General features: G+C 43.4%; 19 protein-coding genes. 8 read left to right on the forward strand and 11 right to left on the reverse strand.

Annotated features, from left to right (window positions below; translation table 11 throughout):
* Window positions 1-25 precede the first annotated feature (25 nt).
* On the forward strand, window positions 26-997 hold the full coding sequence (locus AC1DU2_RS22250; RefSeq protein WP_477386959.1) for an aldo/keto reductase: 972 nt from the start codon (window positions 26-28) through the stop codon (window positions 995-997).
* Window positions 998-1,163: 166 nt separating this feature from the next.
* A complete protein-coding gene (locus tag AC1DU2_RS22255; protein WP_477386961.1) occupies window positions 1,164-1,967 on the forward strand; it encodes a helix-turn-helix domain-containing protein in 804 nt (267 codons plus the stop codon).
* 50 nt (window positions 1,968-2,017) lie between these two features.
* On the opposite strand, the gene AC1DU2_RS22260 is transcribed toward AC1DU2_RS22255, so the two are convergent.
* The gene (locus AC1DU2_RS22260; RefSeq protein ID WP_477366330.1) at window positions 2,018-2,431 is read right to left on the reverse strand and encodes a putative quinol monooxygenase; all 414 of its coding nucleotides are present in this window, start codon (window positions 2,429-2,431) and stop codon (window positions 2,018-2,020) included.
* A 297-nt stretch (window positions 2,432-2,728) separates the two neighbouring features.
* On the opposite strand from AC1DU2_RS22260, the gene AC1DU2_RS22265 reads away from it, so the two are divergent.
* Window positions 2,729-3,127: a protease inhibitor I42 family protein gene (locus AC1DU2_RS22265; RefSeq protein ID WP_477366327.1), complete on the forward strand. Its 399-nt coding sequence runs from the start codon at window positions 2,729-2,731 to the stop codon at window positions 3,125-3,127.
* Between the two features lie 89 nt (window positions 3,128-3,216).
* On the opposite strand, the gene AC1DU2_RS22270 is transcribed toward AC1DU2_RS22265, so the two are convergent.
* The 5 genes from AC1DU2_RS22270 to AC1DU2_RS22290 form a co-directional block, all read right to left on the reverse strand.
* A complete protein-coding gene (locus AC1DU2_RS22270; protein WP_477386963.1) occupies window positions 3,217-4,095 on the reverse strand; it encodes a helix-turn-helix domain-containing protein in 879 nt (292 codons plus the stop codon).
* A gap of 15 nt (window positions 4,096-4,110) precedes the next feature.
* The gene (locus tag AC1DU2_RS22275; protein WP_477386965.1) at window positions 4,111-5,097 is read right to left on the reverse strand and encodes an amidohydrolase family protein; all 987 of its coding nucleotides are present in this window, start codon (window positions 5,095-5,097) and stop codon (window positions 4,111-4,113) included.
* 132 nt (window positions 5,098-5,229) lie between these two features.
* The gene (locus AC1DU2_RS22280) at window positions 5,230-6,249 is read right to left on the reverse strand and encodes an LLM class flavin-dependent oxidoreductase (RefSeq protein WP_477386967.1); all 1,020 of its coding nucleotides are present in this window, start codon (window positions 6,247-6,249) and stop codon (window positions 5,230-5,232) included.
* Between the two features lie 198 nt (window positions 6,250-6,447).
* The gene (locus AC1DU2_RS22285) at window positions 6,448-7,092 is read right to left on the reverse strand and encodes a hypothetical protein (RefSeq protein WP_477366314.1); all 645 of its coding nucleotides are present in this window, start codon (window positions 7,090-7,092) and stop codon (window positions 6,448-6,450) included.
* Window positions 7,093-7,359: 267 nt separating this feature from the next.
* On the reverse strand, window positions 7,360-8,529 hold the full coding sequence (locus tag AC1DU2_RS22290) for a DUF2911 domain-containing protein (protein WP_477386969.1): 1,170 nt from the start codon (window positions 8,527-8,529) through the stop codon (window positions 7,360-7,362).
* Between the two features lie 144 nt (window positions 8,530-8,673).
* On the opposite strand from AC1DU2_RS22290, the gene AC1DU2_RS22295 reads away from it, so the two are divergent.
* Window positions 8,674-12,240 (forward strand): two-component regulator propeller domain-containing protein, encoded by a 3,567-nt coding sequence (locus AC1DU2_RS22295; protein WP_477386971.1) that lies wholly within the window; start codon window positions 8,674-8,676, stop codon window positions 12,238-12,240.
* Between the two features lie 183 nt (window positions 12,241-12,423).
* Here AC1DU2_RS22295 and AC1DU2_RS22300 read toward each other — a convergent pair whose 3' ends face one another.
* Both AC1DU2_RS22300 and AC1DU2_RS22305 read right to left on the reverse strand, forming a co-directional pair.
* Window positions 12,424-12,606 carry a hypothetical protein gene (locus tag AC1DU2_RS22300; protein WP_477386973.1) on the reverse strand — a complete coding sequence of 61 codons (183 nt, stop codon included), beginning with the start codon at window positions 12,604-12,606 and terminating at the stop codon, window positions 12,424-12,426.
* Window positions 12,607-12,696: 90 nt separating this feature from the next.
* Window positions 12,697-13,092 (reverse strand): hypothetical protein, encoded by a 396-nt coding sequence (locus tag AC1DU2_RS22305; RefSeq protein WP_477386975.1) that lies wholly within the window; start codon window positions 13,090-13,092, stop codon window positions 12,697-12,699.
* 292 nt (window positions 13,093-13,384) lie between these two features.
* On the opposite strand from AC1DU2_RS22305, the gene AC1DU2_RS22310 reads away from it, so the two are divergent.
* On the forward strand, window positions 13,385-14,995 hold the full coding sequence (locus AC1DU2_RS22310) for a hypothetical protein (RefSeq protein ID WP_477386977.1): 1,611 nt from the start codon (window positions 13,385-13,387) through the stop codon (window positions 14,993-14,995).
* A 199-nt stretch (window positions 14,996-15,194) separates the two neighbouring features.
* Window positions 15,195-15,539: a phosphoribosylpyrophosphate synthetase gene (locus AC1DU2_RS22315; protein WP_477386979.1), complete on the forward strand. Its 345-nt coding sequence runs from the start codon at window positions 15,195-15,197 to the stop codon at window positions 15,537-15,539.
* A 142-nt stretch (window positions 15,540-15,681) separates the two neighbouring features.
* On the opposite strand, the gene AC1DU2_RS22320 is transcribed toward AC1DU2_RS22315, so the two are convergent.
* Window positions 15,682-16,053, reverse strand: a complete 372-nt coding sequence (locus tag AC1DU2_RS22320) for a hypothetical protein (RefSeq protein WP_477386981.1) — start codon at window positions 16,051-16,053, stop codon at window positions 15,682-15,684.
* Window positions 15,998-16,231: a hypothetical protein gene (locus AC1DU2_RS22325; RefSeq protein WP_477386983.1), complete on the reverse strand. Its 234-nt coding sequence runs from the start codon at window positions 16,229-16,231 to the stop codon at window positions 15,998-16,000. Before AC1DU2_RS22325 ends, AC1DU2_RS22320 begins: the two co-directional genes overlap by 56 nt.
* 172 nt (window positions 16,232-16,403) lie before the next feature.
* Here AC1DU2_RS22325 and AC1DU2_RS22330 point away from each other — a divergent pair, with 172 nt between their 5' ends.
* Complete coding sequence (locus tag AC1DU2_RS22330) at window positions 16,404-16,619, forward strand: hypothetical protein (RefSeq protein WP_090649923.1); 216 nt, start codon at window positions 16,404-16,406, stop codon at window positions 16,617-16,619.
* Window positions 16,620-16,695: 76 nt separating this feature from the next.
* On the opposite strand, the gene AC1DU2_RS22335 is transcribed toward AC1DU2_RS22330, so the two are convergent.
* The gene (locus AC1DU2_RS22335; RefSeq protein WP_477366290.1) at window positions 16,696-17,244 is read right to left on the reverse strand and encodes a DUF2892 domain-containing protein; all 549 of its coding nucleotides are present in this window, start codon (window positions 17,242-17,244) and stop codon (window positions 16,696-16,698) included.
* Window positions 17,245-17,317: 73 nt separating this feature from the next.
* Here AC1DU2_RS22335 and ung point away from each other — a divergent pair, with 73 nt between their 5' ends.
* A complete protein-coding gene (gene ung / locus AC1DU2_RS22340) occupies window positions 17,318-18,007 on the forward strand; it encodes a uracil-DNA glycosylase (RefSeq protein WP_477366287.1) in 690 nt (229 codons plus the stop codon).
* Window positions 18,008-18,076 lie beyond the last annotated feature (69 nt).

Genomic DNA, 18,076 nt, shown 5'->3' on the forward strand with positions numbered 1-18,076 from the left:
ATTGTTAAAAGATAAAATATCAGCTATGAAAAACATAACAAAAATAAACCTCGGCAACAATGGGCCGCTTGTTTCTAAACTCGGCTTAGGCTGCATGCGCATGTCGTCAGTTTGGGGCGGACCGGTTAATGACGAAAGCGAAAGTATTGCAACCATTCAAGCGGCATTAGATAACGGGATTAATTTCCTGAACACCGGCGATTTTTACGGCAGCGGCCATAACGAGCTGTTAGTAGGCAAAGCAATAAAAGGTCGAAGGGACGACGCGTTTATCAGTGTTAAATTTGGCGCTATTTTCTATAACGGCCAATGGATAGGGTTAGATCTGCGCCCTGCAGCTATCAAAAACTTCATCAACTATTCGTTAGTGCGTTTAGGTATCGATACCATCGACCTTTATCAGCCTTGCAGGCTTGACAACAGCGTTCCGGTAGAAGATGTGATAGGCACCGTTGCCGACATGATTAAAGAAGGCAAGGTGCGCTACCTTGGCGTTTCGGAAATAACTGCAGATCAGTTGCGCAAAGCCAACAGTGTACACCCGGTAACGGCGCTGGAAATAGGTTATTCATTAGCCGACCGCCAGATAGAAACCGACCTGCTGCCCGCAGCCAAAGAACTGGGCATTGGCATAGTAGCCTTTGCCAACACCGCCGAAGGCTTGTTTACCGGCGAAATGAAGGCACCACTTGCCGCCAATGATTACCACAATCACTTCTCGCGTTTCCAGGGAGATAACCTGGTAAAAAACCTGGAGAAGGTGGAGGTATTGAAAACAATGGCCAGGGAAAAAGGGGCCACCCCCACCCAATTGGCTATAGCCTGGGTGAATGTACAAGGCAATCACATTATGCCGTTGGTAAGCATGAGCCGCAGAACCCGCCTGCCAGAGAACATGCAAGCCATGGAGATTGAATTTACTCCGGCAGAAATGGATGCCCTTAATACCCAGTTTTCGCCGGGCGCTATACTTGGCGGTACATACCTGCAACGATAACATGGGCTGCTCATAAAGGAACTATTGAAATATCGAACACTGAATGTCCAATATCGAATAACGAAGAAAACACTTCGGTGTTGGACGTTCGACATTCAGTGTTCGATATTATTTTTTTGCTTAATAAGGTTTGCCATAAGCCCCGCCCGTTTTATATCTTTATATAATGACAAATCCAACCGAAATAATACCAGGCGTTCTCTTTTATTCCTACCTCTCTACCAGGCAAAAGCATCGGGTGGGATTTCTGTCGCACAACACCCTGGTGTTGCAGGTTTCCGGGCAATTTACTTTGGAAACCGCCGGCCAAAAAATCTCGATGAAGCGTGGCGAAATGTTGCTGATAGGCAAAAATCAGCTGGGCCAAATCACCAAAACCCCGCTGCCCGATGAAGATTATGAAACGATAGTGATTTCGCTTCAGGAAGAATTACTGCGAAAGATAGCCATGGAGGAACAGATAGACATACAGCATAAATACACCGGCCCTTCCAACATCCTTATCCCAGCAAACGATTTTCTGCAAGGATATTTTCAATCTGTAATACCCTATGTACGGAACCCGGCAGAAAAGTTGACTACTGAGTTGGGCATTTTAAAAGTAAATGAGGGTGTAAAGCTGCTGCTGCATATTATGCCCGAGCTTAGGAACTTTCTGTTCGACTTCTCAGAACCTTATAAGATCGACCTGCAAAAATTCATGCTCAGCAATTTTCATTTTAACCTTCCTGTCGAAAAATTTGCGCAACTCACCGGGCGAAGCCTCGCGGGGTTAAAACGCGATTTACAAAAAACATTTGGAATGGCGCCCCGTCATTGGCTACAGGAAAAAAGGCTGACGGAAGCCCGTCATCTCATAGAAACAAAAAACAAAAGGCCATCTGCCATTTATCTCGACCTTGGTTTTGAAAGCCTCTCCCACTTCTCGCATTCTTTTAAGAAAATGTTTGGCAAGGCGCCCACCGGGTAGCAGCAGTATCTGTTGCTTTTTATTTGATTACCAGGTTTTGCCCACTATTACTAATCTTTATTTTCAATTAAGGCGGGCCTTATCTCTATTGCAATGGGTGCTACCTCAATCAGTTCCAGCGATTTTACCATTTTCAATGTCCCGTTTTTATATTTCAAAAAATGTGGCGTTTTTAAATGGGCCTGGTAAGCCTCTTCATTCGCGTATATTTCAAAAACGGTAACCTTAGTGGGATTCGCCTTATCATAAACAGCCTGTAAAGCAAGCACTCCGGGCTCAACCCTTACCGCGTTTTTTGCATGCTCGGCAAGCGCCAATTTGTATTCATCCAGGTAGGCGGGATAAATTTCAATCCTGGCAATCCTTACCTTTCTTTCGCCCTGCTGCGCAGCTGCCGAATTTAAACCTACAGTGAGCATAATGCTTAAAATAAATAATACAAAAATTGAATGCGTTGTTTTCATATGATATGATTCTTCCAGGTGATACCTTATTCAGTTTCAGTCTGGCTAAGTTAGCAGGTTGCTCTTACGTAAAGTATATTTAACAGTTTCTTTCAACTAATGTGTTATACGAACACCAATTTGGCTAGGTTATCATGCCTTGCGGTCGCCGGATCCCGAAATTGTACGTTATCGATAGCAGGCTTGCAATAATTTTATGCATAACTGTAGCGTTTGGCGCGCAAGCTACGTTATATAATAATTAGTAGTTATTTAATAATTACCTTTATATTTATTAATCAATAAACTAAACTTATCATGAAGTTAATTTACAAGTGTATATGTATCATAGCTTGCCTGGCCATAATGAGTTGCCATAAAGATAAAAACACCGGCGACAGCGCCGCTAAGCAACTAACCTCAACTGATTCGGGCAGCACAACCTCGGTTAGTATGGGCCAAACCATTTCTTTAACCTTAGGCAATCCCGGCGATGGTGGCTACCAGTTTAATGACCCTAAATACAATACCGCGGTATTAACATTGGTGAGCCATCAGCAAAATGTAGGTGTACATGCTGGCTTGATTGGCGATTTTGGCAAAGACATCTGGACGTTTACCGCAAAAGGAAGCGGCACAACTACCCTCGAAGTAACCGCCCACCGCGGCAGTACCGAGATTATATCGATGTTCTCAAACCAAATTGTCGTAAAATAAAATCCATTATAACAATAATGGCGGCGCATAATTACTGCCGTTTATAGTTTGTATGAGTCGCCATTATCAGGACTACTGGCTTTACGCAACTATAATTGAAACAGCGGATGCGGCACTAAAGGCCTGCGGTTGAGCATCCTGAATTTCAATGGGGATACCCCAGCTGCCTTGCGAAAAAAACGAATAAAATAGGCATAATCCGAATAACCCAATTCATGGGCTATTTGCTTTACACCGGCGTCGCTGTAAAATAACAGGCGCTTTGCTTCGCTGAATATTTCCTGCCGAATTAAATCGCTCACTGTTGAACCGGTAACTTTTTTTACTGCTTCATTTAAATAACCCGGCGAAACATTAAGCCTGGACGCATAGGCTGAGGGGCTTTTTATTGTATGACTTTGTGCGCTAAGTAAAATCTTAAATTGACGCACCAGCTCTACAGACCGGGTATGTTTACTCCCCGTAACGTCTACAACATGATAGGTACTGGCCGCCATAGCCAAAAACGATTGGGCCAGGGTGTGGATAACAGGCCGGTAATACAAATCATGCTGCCGCGCAATAAACTCTTCATGTAGCAAGCTCAACAATTTTGAATATTGCTTTAATTCGTAATCCGTTAAGGTAAGCGGGAACTGTACATTTAAAACGTTCTCAAAAACGGCCCTCAAATCCGGCGGAATTATTGAAGTGTCTACTGCGAGGAACCACCCTTCAGCGCCATCGGTTTTTATCCGGTAATGAACCTGCGAGGGTAATATATAGTAAAGCTGCCGGGCCGTTACAACAATTTCCTGCAAATCAACCACCAATGCTCCGGAACCATTGGTAAGCAGAAAAAAAATATAATGATCGTCGCGGTGAGCTATTTCCGTGTTGTTTTGCTGCGTATCCTCGGGCCCAAAAAGTTTGATCTGCAGGCCTGCGCCCGTTTTCTTTTGCAACTGATCTACCGGTATGCTTTTCATCAAACAAAAATACCGTTATATCTTCAAGTTCAGTAGCTTGTCTGCATTCCCGTGAGCTATCTTTGCTTTCTGCTCATCAGGAAGTTCAATTGCATTTAAAAATTCAGTCCCCTGTTCGTTGGTACTGAAGGGGTAATCTACAGAAAACATGATATTATCAATGCCAAAAGTATCTAAAGCAATTTTTAATGGCGGCTGCGAAAAAAAACCACTTGTTGTAATATAAACCTGGTCACGAAAAGTATCGGTTAGCGTTCGTTGATTGGCGCCCCCTGACCCGGGTTTAAATGCCCGCTCTGCCCTTGCCATTATCATTGGCAGCATTTCGCCCATATGGCCAATAATTAATTTTAGCTTAGGGTACTTATCAAAAATCCCCGCAAAAAGCAACCGTAAAACATGTAGTGCCGTTTCCGAGTGCCATCCCCATCCGTAACAAGCTAAAGCTTCAGCTATGCCCGAATAATTTGGTAAGCCACTATAGTATATATCGGCTACACCTTTTGGCGGCAGGCCAGGGTGAAGATAAATTGGAACGTCCAGCCTTTCGGCTCGTTCAAATATCGGTGCAAATTCCGGCTGATCTAAAAATTTTTCTTGTGTAAGCCCCCTGATCATGGCGCCGCGAAAATGATATTCTTTTACTGCACGTTCTAATTCATCGGCCGCAGCGGCTGGAGCTGTCGTAGGTAGATGGGCGAAAGCAGTAAACCTGTTCCCGAAACCGGCAATCCTCGCGGCAATCAAATCATTATATTGCTTTGCAAAAGCTGGGCCCTCTGTAGGGCTTAACAAATTAGCGCCCGAACTATCAACCGAGAGCACCTGCATGGTAATGCCATTGGCATCCATGGATTTTAAACGTTCGCCGGTTATATCGGCTAATTTTGGGGCCAACCGTTGCATAACTTCCGATTTACCAAAACCACCCAATGCTTGTTTGGGGATTTTATCGGCCATTTCCGGTAAAGAAATATGTTCCTCAAGTGTAATTATCCGCATATCAAATTGCTAATTAAATATTACAAAGAAACACACCCGACAGATAAACAACAATGCACCATTGATGGCAGTAACAGGACTATTCAGGGATAATCATAATTATTGGCGATGCCGGGTTGCGTCGCAATTGCGCTAATTGCCATTAACCAGCGGGATAACCTTTTTGCCAATCAATTCAATAGAACTCATTAACTGCGCATGCGTTAACCCGGCATTATCCATCTGGAAGGTAAACCTATCTACCCCGCCTAATGCTTCACTATGGCGCAGCAGTTTTTCGGCCACCGTTTCCGGGTCGCCTAACACCAATACTCCTTTTGATGCCGATACGCTGTCAAATTGTGCTTTGGTTACAGGCGGCCATCCGCGCTCTTTACCCAGTTTAGTCCAAAGTTCCACATAGCCGGGGTAATAATCGGCAATGGCTTGTTCATTGGTGGCGGCCACATAACCCGGCGAATGAAGGCCCACTTTCAATTGTTCAGGGCTGAACCCTGCCCTGCGGCCGGCCTCGCGGTAATGATCAACCAGGGGCCTAAACCGGTGCGTTTCGCCGCCAATAACGGCAACCATCAATGGCAGCCCCAGGGTACCTGCCCGTGCGAACGATTCGGGCGTACCGCCCACGCCTAACCATACCGGCAGCTTTTGCTGTAAGGCCCTTGGATAAACCGGCAAATCGGCTATTGGCGCGCGAAACCTGCCCGACCAGGTCACAAATTCATTATCTCTGACTTTAAGCAGTAAATCCAGCTTCTCCTTAAATAACGCGTCATAGTCATTCAGGCTAAAACCAAATAAAGGATAGGCTTCAACAGATGAGCCGCGACCAACCACCATTTCGGCACGACCTTTAGAAATCAGATCCAGCGTGGCAAAACTCTGGTACACGCGTACCGGGTCGGCAGCACTTAATACGGTAACCGCACTTGTAAGTTTAATACGCTTGGTGCGTGTGGCGGCGGCGGCCAGGATCACCGCTGTGGCCGAATCCAGGAACTCCTTTTTATGATGTTCGCCAATGCCAAAAACATCCAGCCCCACCTCATCGGCAAATGCAATACGATCAAGCAATTGCTCCATCGCGTCAACACTGCTCAACTCATTACTGCCGTACATCGCCGAGGCGAAACTATCTATTCCAATTTCCATTGTTTTACTTTGAATTAAATGTTACAACATTTAATTCAAAGGTCGGAAGTAATTTGATTTTAAGCAAGTGAGCAATAGCTATTAAGTGTCTGATTTATGACATAAGTTTTAAAACGAGCAAAGCCTTTAATCTTTCAATCAAAGGCTTTTTTAGTATACCATCTCAGCCCTACGATATTTAACCGTAAAGGGGGCATGTTAAATCTCGGAAACCGTAAATTCTGTTCTTACCGAAGCAGGAAATTGAGTACTAATACTAACATCCTCATCGCATACCAGCGGATTGGTAAAGTCGACGCTTGCACCCCCCCTAACTTCTCCATTCATCTTTATAACCTCCTCGTGATGTCCTGTAACCGTGTAGGTACTTTTGAGCTGCCACCACATATAAGATGCCCGTGGATCACGTGTTTTGGCATTGAAGGTCTTCTTTTTAGTAACCACCTCGGCAAGTGTCACTTCTGCCGAAAGCTCCAGGGTCAGTTTTGCACCTATATCTATAAACGAAGCCACTTTTAAACCAAGCGAAGCCGAAAATTCCTCGCGGGCGCCAACACTTAACGCCACACCAATGCTTACCGACTCTTCCTGTGAGAAAGGCGTATCAGGCGTAATAGTGCAACTGTTTACACGTACCCATTGTTGCTTGAATTCCAATTGCTGCTTGGTAAGCCGCTTTTCTATAACAATCTTAACGCCCGGCATCTGGACTTCCTTTATAATTGTGGTTTGATCGGGCACAGGTATTTTCATAATTACCTTCGCAGGCGGCGGAAGCGGAAAGTCATTAATTCCGTTGGGGGCCGGTGGATCCGGCAATAATTTAATTGTTGGCATTGTCATAATCTAAAGTTTTTAAGTTGCCGCAAAGTAGCGTGTTGCCATTTTTCACAACAGGGTTAAAAACACCTTTTTGTAGGATAGGAAAAGGGTTTTATCAAGGTGCTGTAAACCTTGTGGTAGGTTTTTGTCGGCGTATCTGTTCGGAGTTTTAAAGGGATAAAAAAGAAATACGGTTTAAATTTGAGTAAAACAAGCGATATTGTTTAAGAAGCCTAACAAACCAGCCAGCGGCACACTAATTAAGCTAAAGATTTTTTTTAGAGCACATTATGGCTGTGTAGTAAAATCTGCCGAAGCCTTCAACTTATCCCAGCTAAAGCTTATGGCCCCGCCGTTGCTACCTGTAGCAACTATTTCAGATGTCATCAGCTCGACAGACTGATTTAAGGTTTGCGTTTGCATCGGGATCTTTAAAAAATCATAATCCGCGTTATGCTCAGTTCCCCATATGTTGGCTTGCTTGTTAAATACCAACGTAAAACCGGTTGGAGTTGGTATGGTAAATATGGAGTAAGCACCTGCCGGAAGCTCCTTTCCATTGAAATAAAGCGGCTTGCTTAAATAAATTTTTGTGGCGGCATCAGCCCCGGTTCGCCAAATGCGGTTCCATGGCACAACTTCGCCAAAAATTACCCTGCCCCTTACCGACGGACGGGAATATTCGATTTTAATGTCGCCCCCATTTATCGTTGCTTTTACCGAATCGGGCTTGTTGATAATAGCCAACCGCGGGTGCAGCCGCTGATGGTTAACGTTTGCAGCAATTACAGAATCGATATTTAAATACGCGCCCACCTTACCTTTTATATTAAATGATGTGCCAATGCCGTTTACTGCTTGTATACTGCCATTTTTATCCAGAAGTATAGTAAACATACCCATTACGGCACTGCCCAACTGTAGCTTTTGGTTGCCCGTTTTCTTGATCATGAACTTCCTGGCACTATTAAACGCAATATGACTGCTCAAAACACTGTCGCCTACCCTTTTTGGTGCAAAATGGGCCAGCAAAGCGGGCATAAAAACAAGCACATCGCCGCCGAAGGCATTGGCTTCCATAATTTTCACAGGATATTTACGTACACCGCTCCTGGTTGAATTTTTTGTTTCAATAAAAGTAGTATCCCTGGTGTAATTTAACGTGTAAGCGTAAATCAATGAATCCTGGCCCTTTGCAGGCTCATAATTAAGGCCATCCAGGTGCAAGAGCTGGCCATCGGATAAAAATGTACCTTTTACTTTAGTTACATTCACGTTTGGGCTCATGGAAACTATCGTCAGTGCAAATTCGTTTCCGTTTAGTTCAAAATTGCCTGTTGCTGTGGTGTCCGGCCCCAGGGTATAAGTTAAGCTTCCTTTAAACCGGTGTGGTTGCTGGGCACTTGCCAAAATACACAAATGAAGCAGTAGCCCCACGAAAAATATTTTTATACGCATAAATTGTTTGAGCGAATTTAATGTTAATATAGAATTTTAATTATAATTTGTGCCATAATAAACCGGCCGGCAATTAAAACTTCATTATTTTTATAGCAGCATACTACAGCAACCGGGCCTTTAAAAGAACGATTTTTTGATTGCATGAAAAACAGCTACCTGAAATTTATCCTGATTTTTTTTACGCTCCATGCGGCTACAAGACTTTATGCCCAAAAGCCCGACATTTATTTCGACCATTTTGATGTAAAAAAAGGGTTGCCCGAAGGACAAGCCAGGGTGATATTGGAAGATAACCTGGGCTATATTTGGATTGGTACACAAAACGGGCTGGTACGTTATGATGGTTACCGGTCCAAAATTTACTACCTCGGATCGGCCAAGTTGAATAAAGACCCGGTAACCAATATCGAAAGTATAGTTATCGATAAAAATAATACCATCTGGGCAACGGCTGTTAACAATGGCTTATTCCGGTATAACAGGTATTCGGATACTTTTGAACAGTTTATTTTACCGGCTGATAAACACATTTTTAACCTGATAATTGCCGTAGCCGATGATCATGATAACATCTGGGGCAACGCTTTCACGTACGATGGCCGGTCGATGGTGGTTAAATATGCTGTTAAAAAAAACAAATTTGAGTTTTTTGGCGATAAGGAAAAGGGAATACATTATTTAAATGCCTACTATGTTTCACAAATCCTGAAAACCGCCTCGGGAGATGCTTGGTTTGCCACAACCAATGGTTTTTACAAGTACAGTGGCCCCAATAAGCCTTTAAAAGGCTACATGACGCAAACAGATACCGCGAAGCAACGCGGCGCCAACCCCATATACGAGGCCCCATCGCAACCCGGAATTTTGTGGATGAATACCTTTCATGGGCATAACATTGATTTGCGCCTGTCGCGTTTTGACATGCGCAATAACTCCCTGAAAGAATATGTACCGTCTAAACTGCCGGATAGCCTGCCAAATGCCTATATAAACGCCATTAAAGAAGATAAGCAACAGCAGCTATGGATTGCTACCGAGCAGGGCTTAATTAAGCTTGACAGAAAAACGGGCAGGTTTAGCAGTTATGTAACGGGCGACGACACAAAAGCGGAAGGTGCAAATAACCTTGTGTCTTTTTACGAAACCAGGAACGGTAATTTTTGGATTTCGTCTCAGGTGGGCATGTTATATTTTGATACTACAACAAAACAGTTTAAAAGATATGCAGCCAGCAGTACCAACCCCGGCGCTTTGGCTTCCAATTATGCCATAACGGGCCTGGTTGATCATACGGATGTATTATGGGTTGGTTTCAGATCAGCAGGGGCCGACAGGTTGAATTATGCCCGCAGCGCATTCAAAGTATATAAATATGACCCCGCCAAGCCAAACCAATATCCCGAAAATTTGAGTATCTCGCCGGCAACCAATGAATTTAGCTGGGCAACCGGCGAGCATGGCATCTATAAATGGGACCACATAAAAGATCAGTTTATCAAGCTTTATTCGCCCGATGCCGGCGGCAGCTTTAATCATATAGCCAAAGCCGGCAAAGATGGCTTGTTATATGCCGGCTCAGCCAGTGGTTTAATGATATTTGACACCAAGACAGGCAAACACGAAACGTATGGACATAATCCCGCCGATACAACATCTATTGCAGATAATTACATAACAACCTCTTACCAGGATCATACCGGGCTTATATGGTTAGGTAACAGCTATGATGGTGGCGTAAGTTCGTTTGATCCTAAAACAAAAAAGTTTAAGCATTACCCGTACCGCAAAAGCCAATCGTACGCAACGGGTAACAACGATGGTAAGCTTGATGACGAGCATGTGCTCTCGATATTTGAAGATAGCAAAGGTATTTTGTGGGTGGGTACCAATAATGGTGGGTTAAACAGGTTCGATCGTAAAACGCAAAAATTCACGTCATACTTTAATTCCGGCAACCGGAAGATTTATTGTGTGAATGATATTTTTGAAGATAAGGCCGGGCGGCTTTGGGTTGCCACTTATTTAACCGGCCTTTTTGTATTTGACAGGGATAAAGGTAACTGGACAAAGCATTTTGATGAAAGCTCGGGATTGTTATTTAACTCCGAAGTGGGTATAAATGAAGATGATAAAGGCCGTATCTGGATGCTGTCAGAAAGAGGCCTTTCGCGCATCGACCCCAAAAATTGGAGCATCAGAAATTTTGATATCAGTAACGTACTGGCCAATAACGATGCAAGCAGAGGCTTATCTATTTTAACCAGGCTGCCGGGTGGTCGTTTTGGTTTCACGCTGCGTAATGGCTACGCGGTTTTTAATCCGAACGACCTGGACGACAGCCCCTACCCGCCAATGGTACACCTGGAAAGCATCACGTATAACGATCCGCTTGCCGACGAAAAAATGGCAACCCAGGTGGTATGTTTTGGGCGTAAAACAATTAAGCTGGCATATAACGAAACCAGGGTACAGTTTAACTATGTGGCCCTGCAGTACGATGATCCAACTAAAAACACCTACGCCTACAAGCTGGATGGGTATGATAAGCAATGGATTTATGCCGGCACCCAACGCAGCGTTACTTACACAAATTTGCCCGCCGGCAATTATACCTTTCATGTAAAAGCCGCTAATAGCGATGGCGTATGGAATAATACGGGTGCCAGTATCGGGATTGTTATTACGCCGCCGTGGTGGTCAACCTGGTGGGCCTGGGTGCTTTATAGTGTAGCGTTGGTGCTTGCAGGTTATAGTTATATCAACTATCGCCAAAAGCATTTAAAAGAAGAGAACCGGGTACTGGAAGAAAAAATAAATGAACGAACCCGCGAATTGAGCCAGGCCAACCAGGCATTAGGCGAACAAAGCGAAGAGATAACAGCCCAGCGCGATCAATTGGCCGATACCGTGACCGAATTAAAAACTACCCAGCAGCAGCTTATCCAGTCGGAAAAGCTTGCTTCGCTGGGCGAACTTACCGCCGGTATAGCCCATGAAATTCAGAACCCGCTCAACTTTGTAAATAATTTTAGTGAGGTAAGTATTGAGCTATCTGCCGAAATGAGAGAGGAACTTGCTGCCGGGAATACAGACGATGCCGCGGCGCTTGCGGGTGATATTGAACAAAACCTGCAAAAAATACTACATCATGGCAAGCGCGCTGATGCTATTGTAAAAAACATGCTGCAACACTCGCGTAATAACTCGGGCGACAAACAGCTCACAGATATCAATGCACTTGCCGATGAATACCTTCGTTTAGCTTACCATGGTTTGCGCGCCAAGGATAAATCATTTAACGCCACCTTGGTAACGAGCTTTGATGAAAATCTGCCTAAAATAACCATTATCCCGCAGGATATCGGGCGCGTGCTGCTTAACATCATCAACAATGCATTTTATGCGCTGCAGCAAAAGCAAAAGAAAGCGGACGCGAATTACAAGCCAACGCTTGACTTAATCACCATGAAAAAAGATGGCGCTGTTATAATTATTGTAAAAGATAATGGTGTAGGCATTCCCGAGCAGGTTAAAGACAAAATTATGCAGCCGTTTTTTACTACAAAGCCAACAGGCGAGGGTACCGGCCTGGGCTTATCACTAAGCTATGATATTGTTGTAAAAGGGCATGGCGGTAAAATTAACATACAAACGCAGGAAGGGGAATTTACAGAGTTTATAATTGAGTTGCCCGCGGCCAGCCTATAAAAGCTACCCACGGCTCTGCAGCTTTAAGTCCATTTTCCCGAAATTGTGACTATCCATATAACCAGCCACAGGTCGGATTAGCCGCACCTACGGCCTTTCTTATCTGGCGTTTATTTACCACGGGATTAACCCTTTATAGAAATGGGTGATCACACTACTGCTTTATTACATTTAATTTGATACTCACAACTTTTCCTCGTCCTCCTTCTTTTCATCAACCATTTCAATCAGGGTTTCGTTATCATTAAAACGTTCTTCGTTTTTGGCAAGTATCGGGGCTGCACCGGCAATGGAAATACCGGTTATAGCCAATAATAAAAACAGGCCAAGGCAAACAAGCCTGAGCAGCTTTTTTAGCTTTTTCATGCATATAGCAATGTGCTCAACAAACGCTGAGGCGTGTTAAGCGGGTAAGAAATTTTTACTTATTCCATTAAATGGATAAACTGGAAGGCACTAAGCGATAGCAGGATATTCCTGATCGGCAGGATGTAAAAGCGGGATAACTTGAAAATTGGTAATGCTTTTATGCACTAAAAAAAGATGCTTTAAATGCACATATCTACCGACAATGATTTTATTATAAACAGAAATCCGGGCGGAAGGGTTTTCTTTTGCAACTAAATGAACAACAGTTCTGCCACAAAAAGCCATGGAAGCCCTTTTGTAGCTTATGCCTCGCCAGCCTGTAGCATCTCTAATGACCAGGGCCTCGCTATTTACCGGCCTTGTTGCCGACCGGTTATTACTTATGTAACCCGAGATTGCAAAAAAGCTCAACAATAAAGTAAACGCCAGCAAACCATGCCTGGCCTTATTTTTTATGCTGACTATGATCTCGTGGTTGAGCATGCGTAAATATAGTAAATGATTACTTAAATACGTGTCGGGCTAACTAAAAACAGGCCAGTTATACTCCTGGCAAAATTCAAGCTAATCAACCTAATCCAACTTAATCAACCACTCACTCAATCAACCTAATCCAACTTAATCAACCACTCACTCAATCAACCTAATCCAACTTAATCAACCATATTTAACAATAAGTTAATATATTAGCAATAGTTAATTACATAATAATCACCAAGTTTGACACACAGTTAATAAACACATACTTATACATTAATCACCTAAAAAACACACTATGCTAAAACTTACCAATGTAAGGCTGCTTTTTGCTGCCTTGATGGCTGCCGGTGCGCTTATGAGCGGCTGCCAAAAAAACGGCAGTTTGCCCGCTCAAAATGCCTCAGCAACCCAAAACACAACAAAGCTGAAAACCGAAGCGGTATCACTTACCCAGGGGTTCGAGGTTGGTTCAACAAGCCCAAAAACGGCTTATGATGTATCGCCCACAGGATCGAGCAGTGGCGATAACGTTACACTATCGGGCAACTCATGGAATTTATATGATGCTTTAATTGGCAACCTATCCGGCGATTTAAAGGCAGGCTCATGGGCAGCACGCATCCGCAATACAGGTAAAATCACCATGTTGTTTGATGTTACCACCGGCATTAGCACCGTTACCGTAAAAAGCGGCACCTACGGCGCCGACGGCGCAAGCACATGGGGGCTTTTTTACTCAGTTAATGGTGGCAGCAGCTGGACTCAGGCGGGATCAACCATTACCAGTACTTCAACCTTAAGCTTATCAACTTTTACAATTACCGGCGTAACCGGTACTGCCCGTATCGAAATCCGCAAACTAAGCGGCGGCACCAACCGTGTAGATATCGATGACATTACTATAAACGACAATGGCGGCACCGGCGGTGGCGGCGGCACAGTACTTACAGGCAAAAAATTCCTGTTTGATGCCAGCCATCTTGAAAATGCAGGCAGTGCCGATTGGCAGATTGATGCCGATGGCACCGAAAGCGTGCCACTTTATACCGGTGGCACCACCGTTGAAACTAAAGCACAACGCATCCCAACGGCATCATATACAGGCATTACTTCGGGCACTGCCGAAACATATTGGAAAGGCGCTATTTCGTCATGGGCTGTCGAACTGGTAAAACGTGGCGAACTGGTAGAATCATTGCCAAGCGGGACAGCCATTACCTATGGTACCGCAAACGCGCAGGATTTGAGCAATTATGATGTATTTGTGGTTGTTGAGCCCAACCGTTTATTCACTGCTGCAGAGAAAACTGCCTTAATGAACTTTGTTGCCAACGGCGGCGGTTTGTTTATGATAGCCGACCACACCGCAGCTACAACTGCTGGTACCGATGCCAATGGCTACAACCCGTCTGACAGAGACGGAGACGGCTACGACTCGCCCCGTGTATGGAACGATTTGATGACCAACAACGGGATTAATAACAACAATCCTTTTGGCTTCAATATCAATTACGTTGACATCAGCGAAGGCCCTTCAACCAACGTTTATACAGGTACCAATACCAATGCGCAGGTAGTATTAAACGGTGCGGCTGGCACGGCTTCAAAACTGGCTTTCTATAACGGCTCGACCGCTACCTTGTACCCTGCAAATAATTCAAGTGTACAGGGTTTATTTTGGCGTAACAGTGCTACTAATGGCGGTACTGCCAATGCAATGGCACTTTTAGCAACATACGGCAGTGGCAGGGTTGTATTTATTGGTGATAGCTCACCTGCGGATGACGGCACAGGCGATACTAACGACAGCTTATTTAACGGCTGGTCAGGCGATGCGCCATCAGGGTACACTTCGCACCCGGCCTTGCATTTAAATGCTTCGCTGTGGCTGGCTAAAGCTCAATAAAATCGCACTACAAACTCTTAAAAAGGATATAGTCTCAAATAAACAAAATGTCTCGTTACTTAAATGTAATGAGACATTTTGTTTTAATATAGAATTATTGGAGGCTTATTATTCATTAAATCAAAACAACATCAATAGTTTATTGGTTACACAACTACGCGCATTATCAAACGCTATTACTTAAACAAAACTCACCATCATGAAAAATTACGAAAGCCTGCTTGATGCCACCAATGATCTTTTCAAACGCGGATATACAGCCAACCTCAGCCTGGAAGGCGACACAATAGATGATAAATCCCAGGCAATTCATATGGGTGCCGACGATTTTATAATTGACGAGTTTTACCGTTTTGAAGGCGCCAGCAATCCCGATGATATGTCGATAGTATATGCAGTGTCATCGCCCAAATATAACCTTAAAGGCGTATTGGTAAATGCCTATGGTACATATGCTGATGATAGTTCGTCTGCCATACACGCCAAACTACGCCACGGCCAGGTGAGCCACAACCTGCACGGAGAAGATAGACCGCAGGCGTAATTAGATGTGCAGATATGCGGATTACAGATGTGCAGATGAAGCCTTTCGATTCGATCACCTGCACATTTAAAATTTCCATATTCCGAAGCTCATCCATCTGCACATCTGAAATTTGAAATCTGCACATCTGTAGTTTAAACATCTACAAGCCTTTCAATATTTTTTTTCCACCTGCCTGAATAGCTGCGCTGCCGTTGCGCATTAAAAACTCCATTTGGGCGCTAAGCTCGTCCTTAACCCAGGGGAATGAATCTTTTAGATTATATAGGGCATAAGCTGCAAATACCTTTACGGCAACCTTTACTTTTGGGTTTATCATCCAATCAAAAAGTTGTTCTACAACCGGTTCAAGGTTAATTTTCTCCAGTTTCAATCGTAAAGATGCGGGCACCGTGGCATCTGTTATGTGCATAATTATTTTGGCATAATGCCGCATACAGCCCGGATTTTTCACTTCGCTAATACGCGATATCATATACTCCAGATCGGGCAGGTAGCTTTCGGGATCTGTCAAAAAAACATTTTTCCAATATCCACACCGCCCTGAAAGCGACGGCTTTATCCGGGTGAAAGGTAATATCAATCAAATCGTGTAATGCAAATTGCTGTGCCTTCAATATCCGGCTTAGTTCAAGCACTTTTGGTTTGCCTACAATGCTGGTAATGCACTCAATAAGTTCCGATTTGGTCATTTACTTATAAAGATAAAAAGTCTTTATAAATATATTATATCGCCAAAACTCAACCGTATAAAAATTGAACGGTCAGCTACCATAACAATTTGTTAATGAAAGCTTAAAGCAAATACAATCTGAAACTTAATAATATTGGGTATCATTGTAATAAACATAATATACAAACATCATGACCAATTCAATTCTGGAGATCACCGAAAACGAATACCTGATAAAACTAAACAGGAGTAATTTTAACCTGTCGTTCATCAGGAGTTTATTAAAGATGGTTGAAGTGGCCAACCCAAGCGACGAAAGCGAGTTTTCATATAGCGACCGCATAATCCACCCCTATCAAAACCACTCTGCCACAGCCGACTATTTTAGCGCTATTGACGAAAAATAAAAGGGACCCAGTTTTGGGTCCCTTTTATTTTTTATCTTTTTTTCTTTGATTTTATTCTATCTACCCACAATCCGGATTAAAACTGGCGATATCCGCCTCTTACAACCTGTTTATCCATTTGAGCCAGCTGGCCTTTCATCATTTTTATCTGTTCGGTAAGTAGTTTATTCTTATCATCTTTTGACGCTTCGGATAAATACATCTGCGCCTCGCGCTTGTTGCGTTTTGCCATCGAGATACCTGCAAGGCTTAATTTAGCCAATGCTATATTATGCGACATTTTCATGCCCAGTTGCAACGATTTCTTAAAATATTTTTCAGATTTCATTGGCGCCTTGCGCGATTCAATTAAACCTATCAACAGGTTATAATACCCATGTTGATTTTTATGTAATTGTTTCTCGTAGTCGGTAATTTTCAATAACCAGGCTTCCGCTTTTTCAGAATTCTCTTTACGCAAAAAATATTGCGCCAGTATCATGTTTTCGTTAAAAAAGAAGCTTAACAGTAAAATACCACCAAATAACAATACTAAAATCCCCCAGCCCCAAAAGCCAAAAGCACAAAGCGCAACGGCTGCGCCAAAGAATACACACGCTACTACTAACCGAACTATATTTGACATAATTTGCTTTACTATATATTAAGCGCAAATATCTGTTTATTTGTACGCTAAATCAACATCTATTAAAATATTTATGGCTAATTCATTAGACCCATCATGGCAGGCGGTTTTACAACCCGAGTTTGACAAGCCCTACATGATAAAACTGAAACAATTTCTGCTAAAGGAAAAAGAATCGGGACAAATAGTTTACCCCAAAAATGCCGACATTTTTAACGCTTTTAACACCACCCATTTTGATGATGTTAAAGTGGTTATCCTGGGGCAGGATCCTTATCATGGCGCACACCAGGCACACGGGCTATCCTTTTCTGTTCAAAAAGGAATTGCTATACCGCGGTCATTATCCAATATTTACAAGGAATTAAAAACCGATATCCCAGGGTTCACCATCCCAACACACGGAAACCTGGAGGAATGGGCCAAGCAAGGCGTATTGCTATTGAACGCCACATTAACCGTTAGGGCAAGCACACCAGGCTCGCACCAAAAACAGGGCTGGGAAGAATTTACCGACGAGGTTATTAAAACTATATCCGATAAAAAAGAAGGCATCGTATTTATACTCTGGGGAGCCTTTGCCCAATCAAAAGCTGCACTGATTGATGATAAAAAACACTTCATCATTAAAAGCGCCCATCCCTCGCCCTTCTCGGCCGACAGGGGTTTTTTTGGCAGCAAGCCGTTTTCAAAAACAAATGAGATATTGAGAAAAGAAGGAAAGAAAGAGATTGATTGGCAAATTAGCCCCCTAACCCCCTGAAGGGGGAACTTTGATTTGTTAAAATACGAAGCCCGTTTCATCATAGATAAAACAGGCTTCGTATTAAAT

It is taken from the genome of Mucilaginibacter sp. P4_C11, assembly GCF_056402115.1.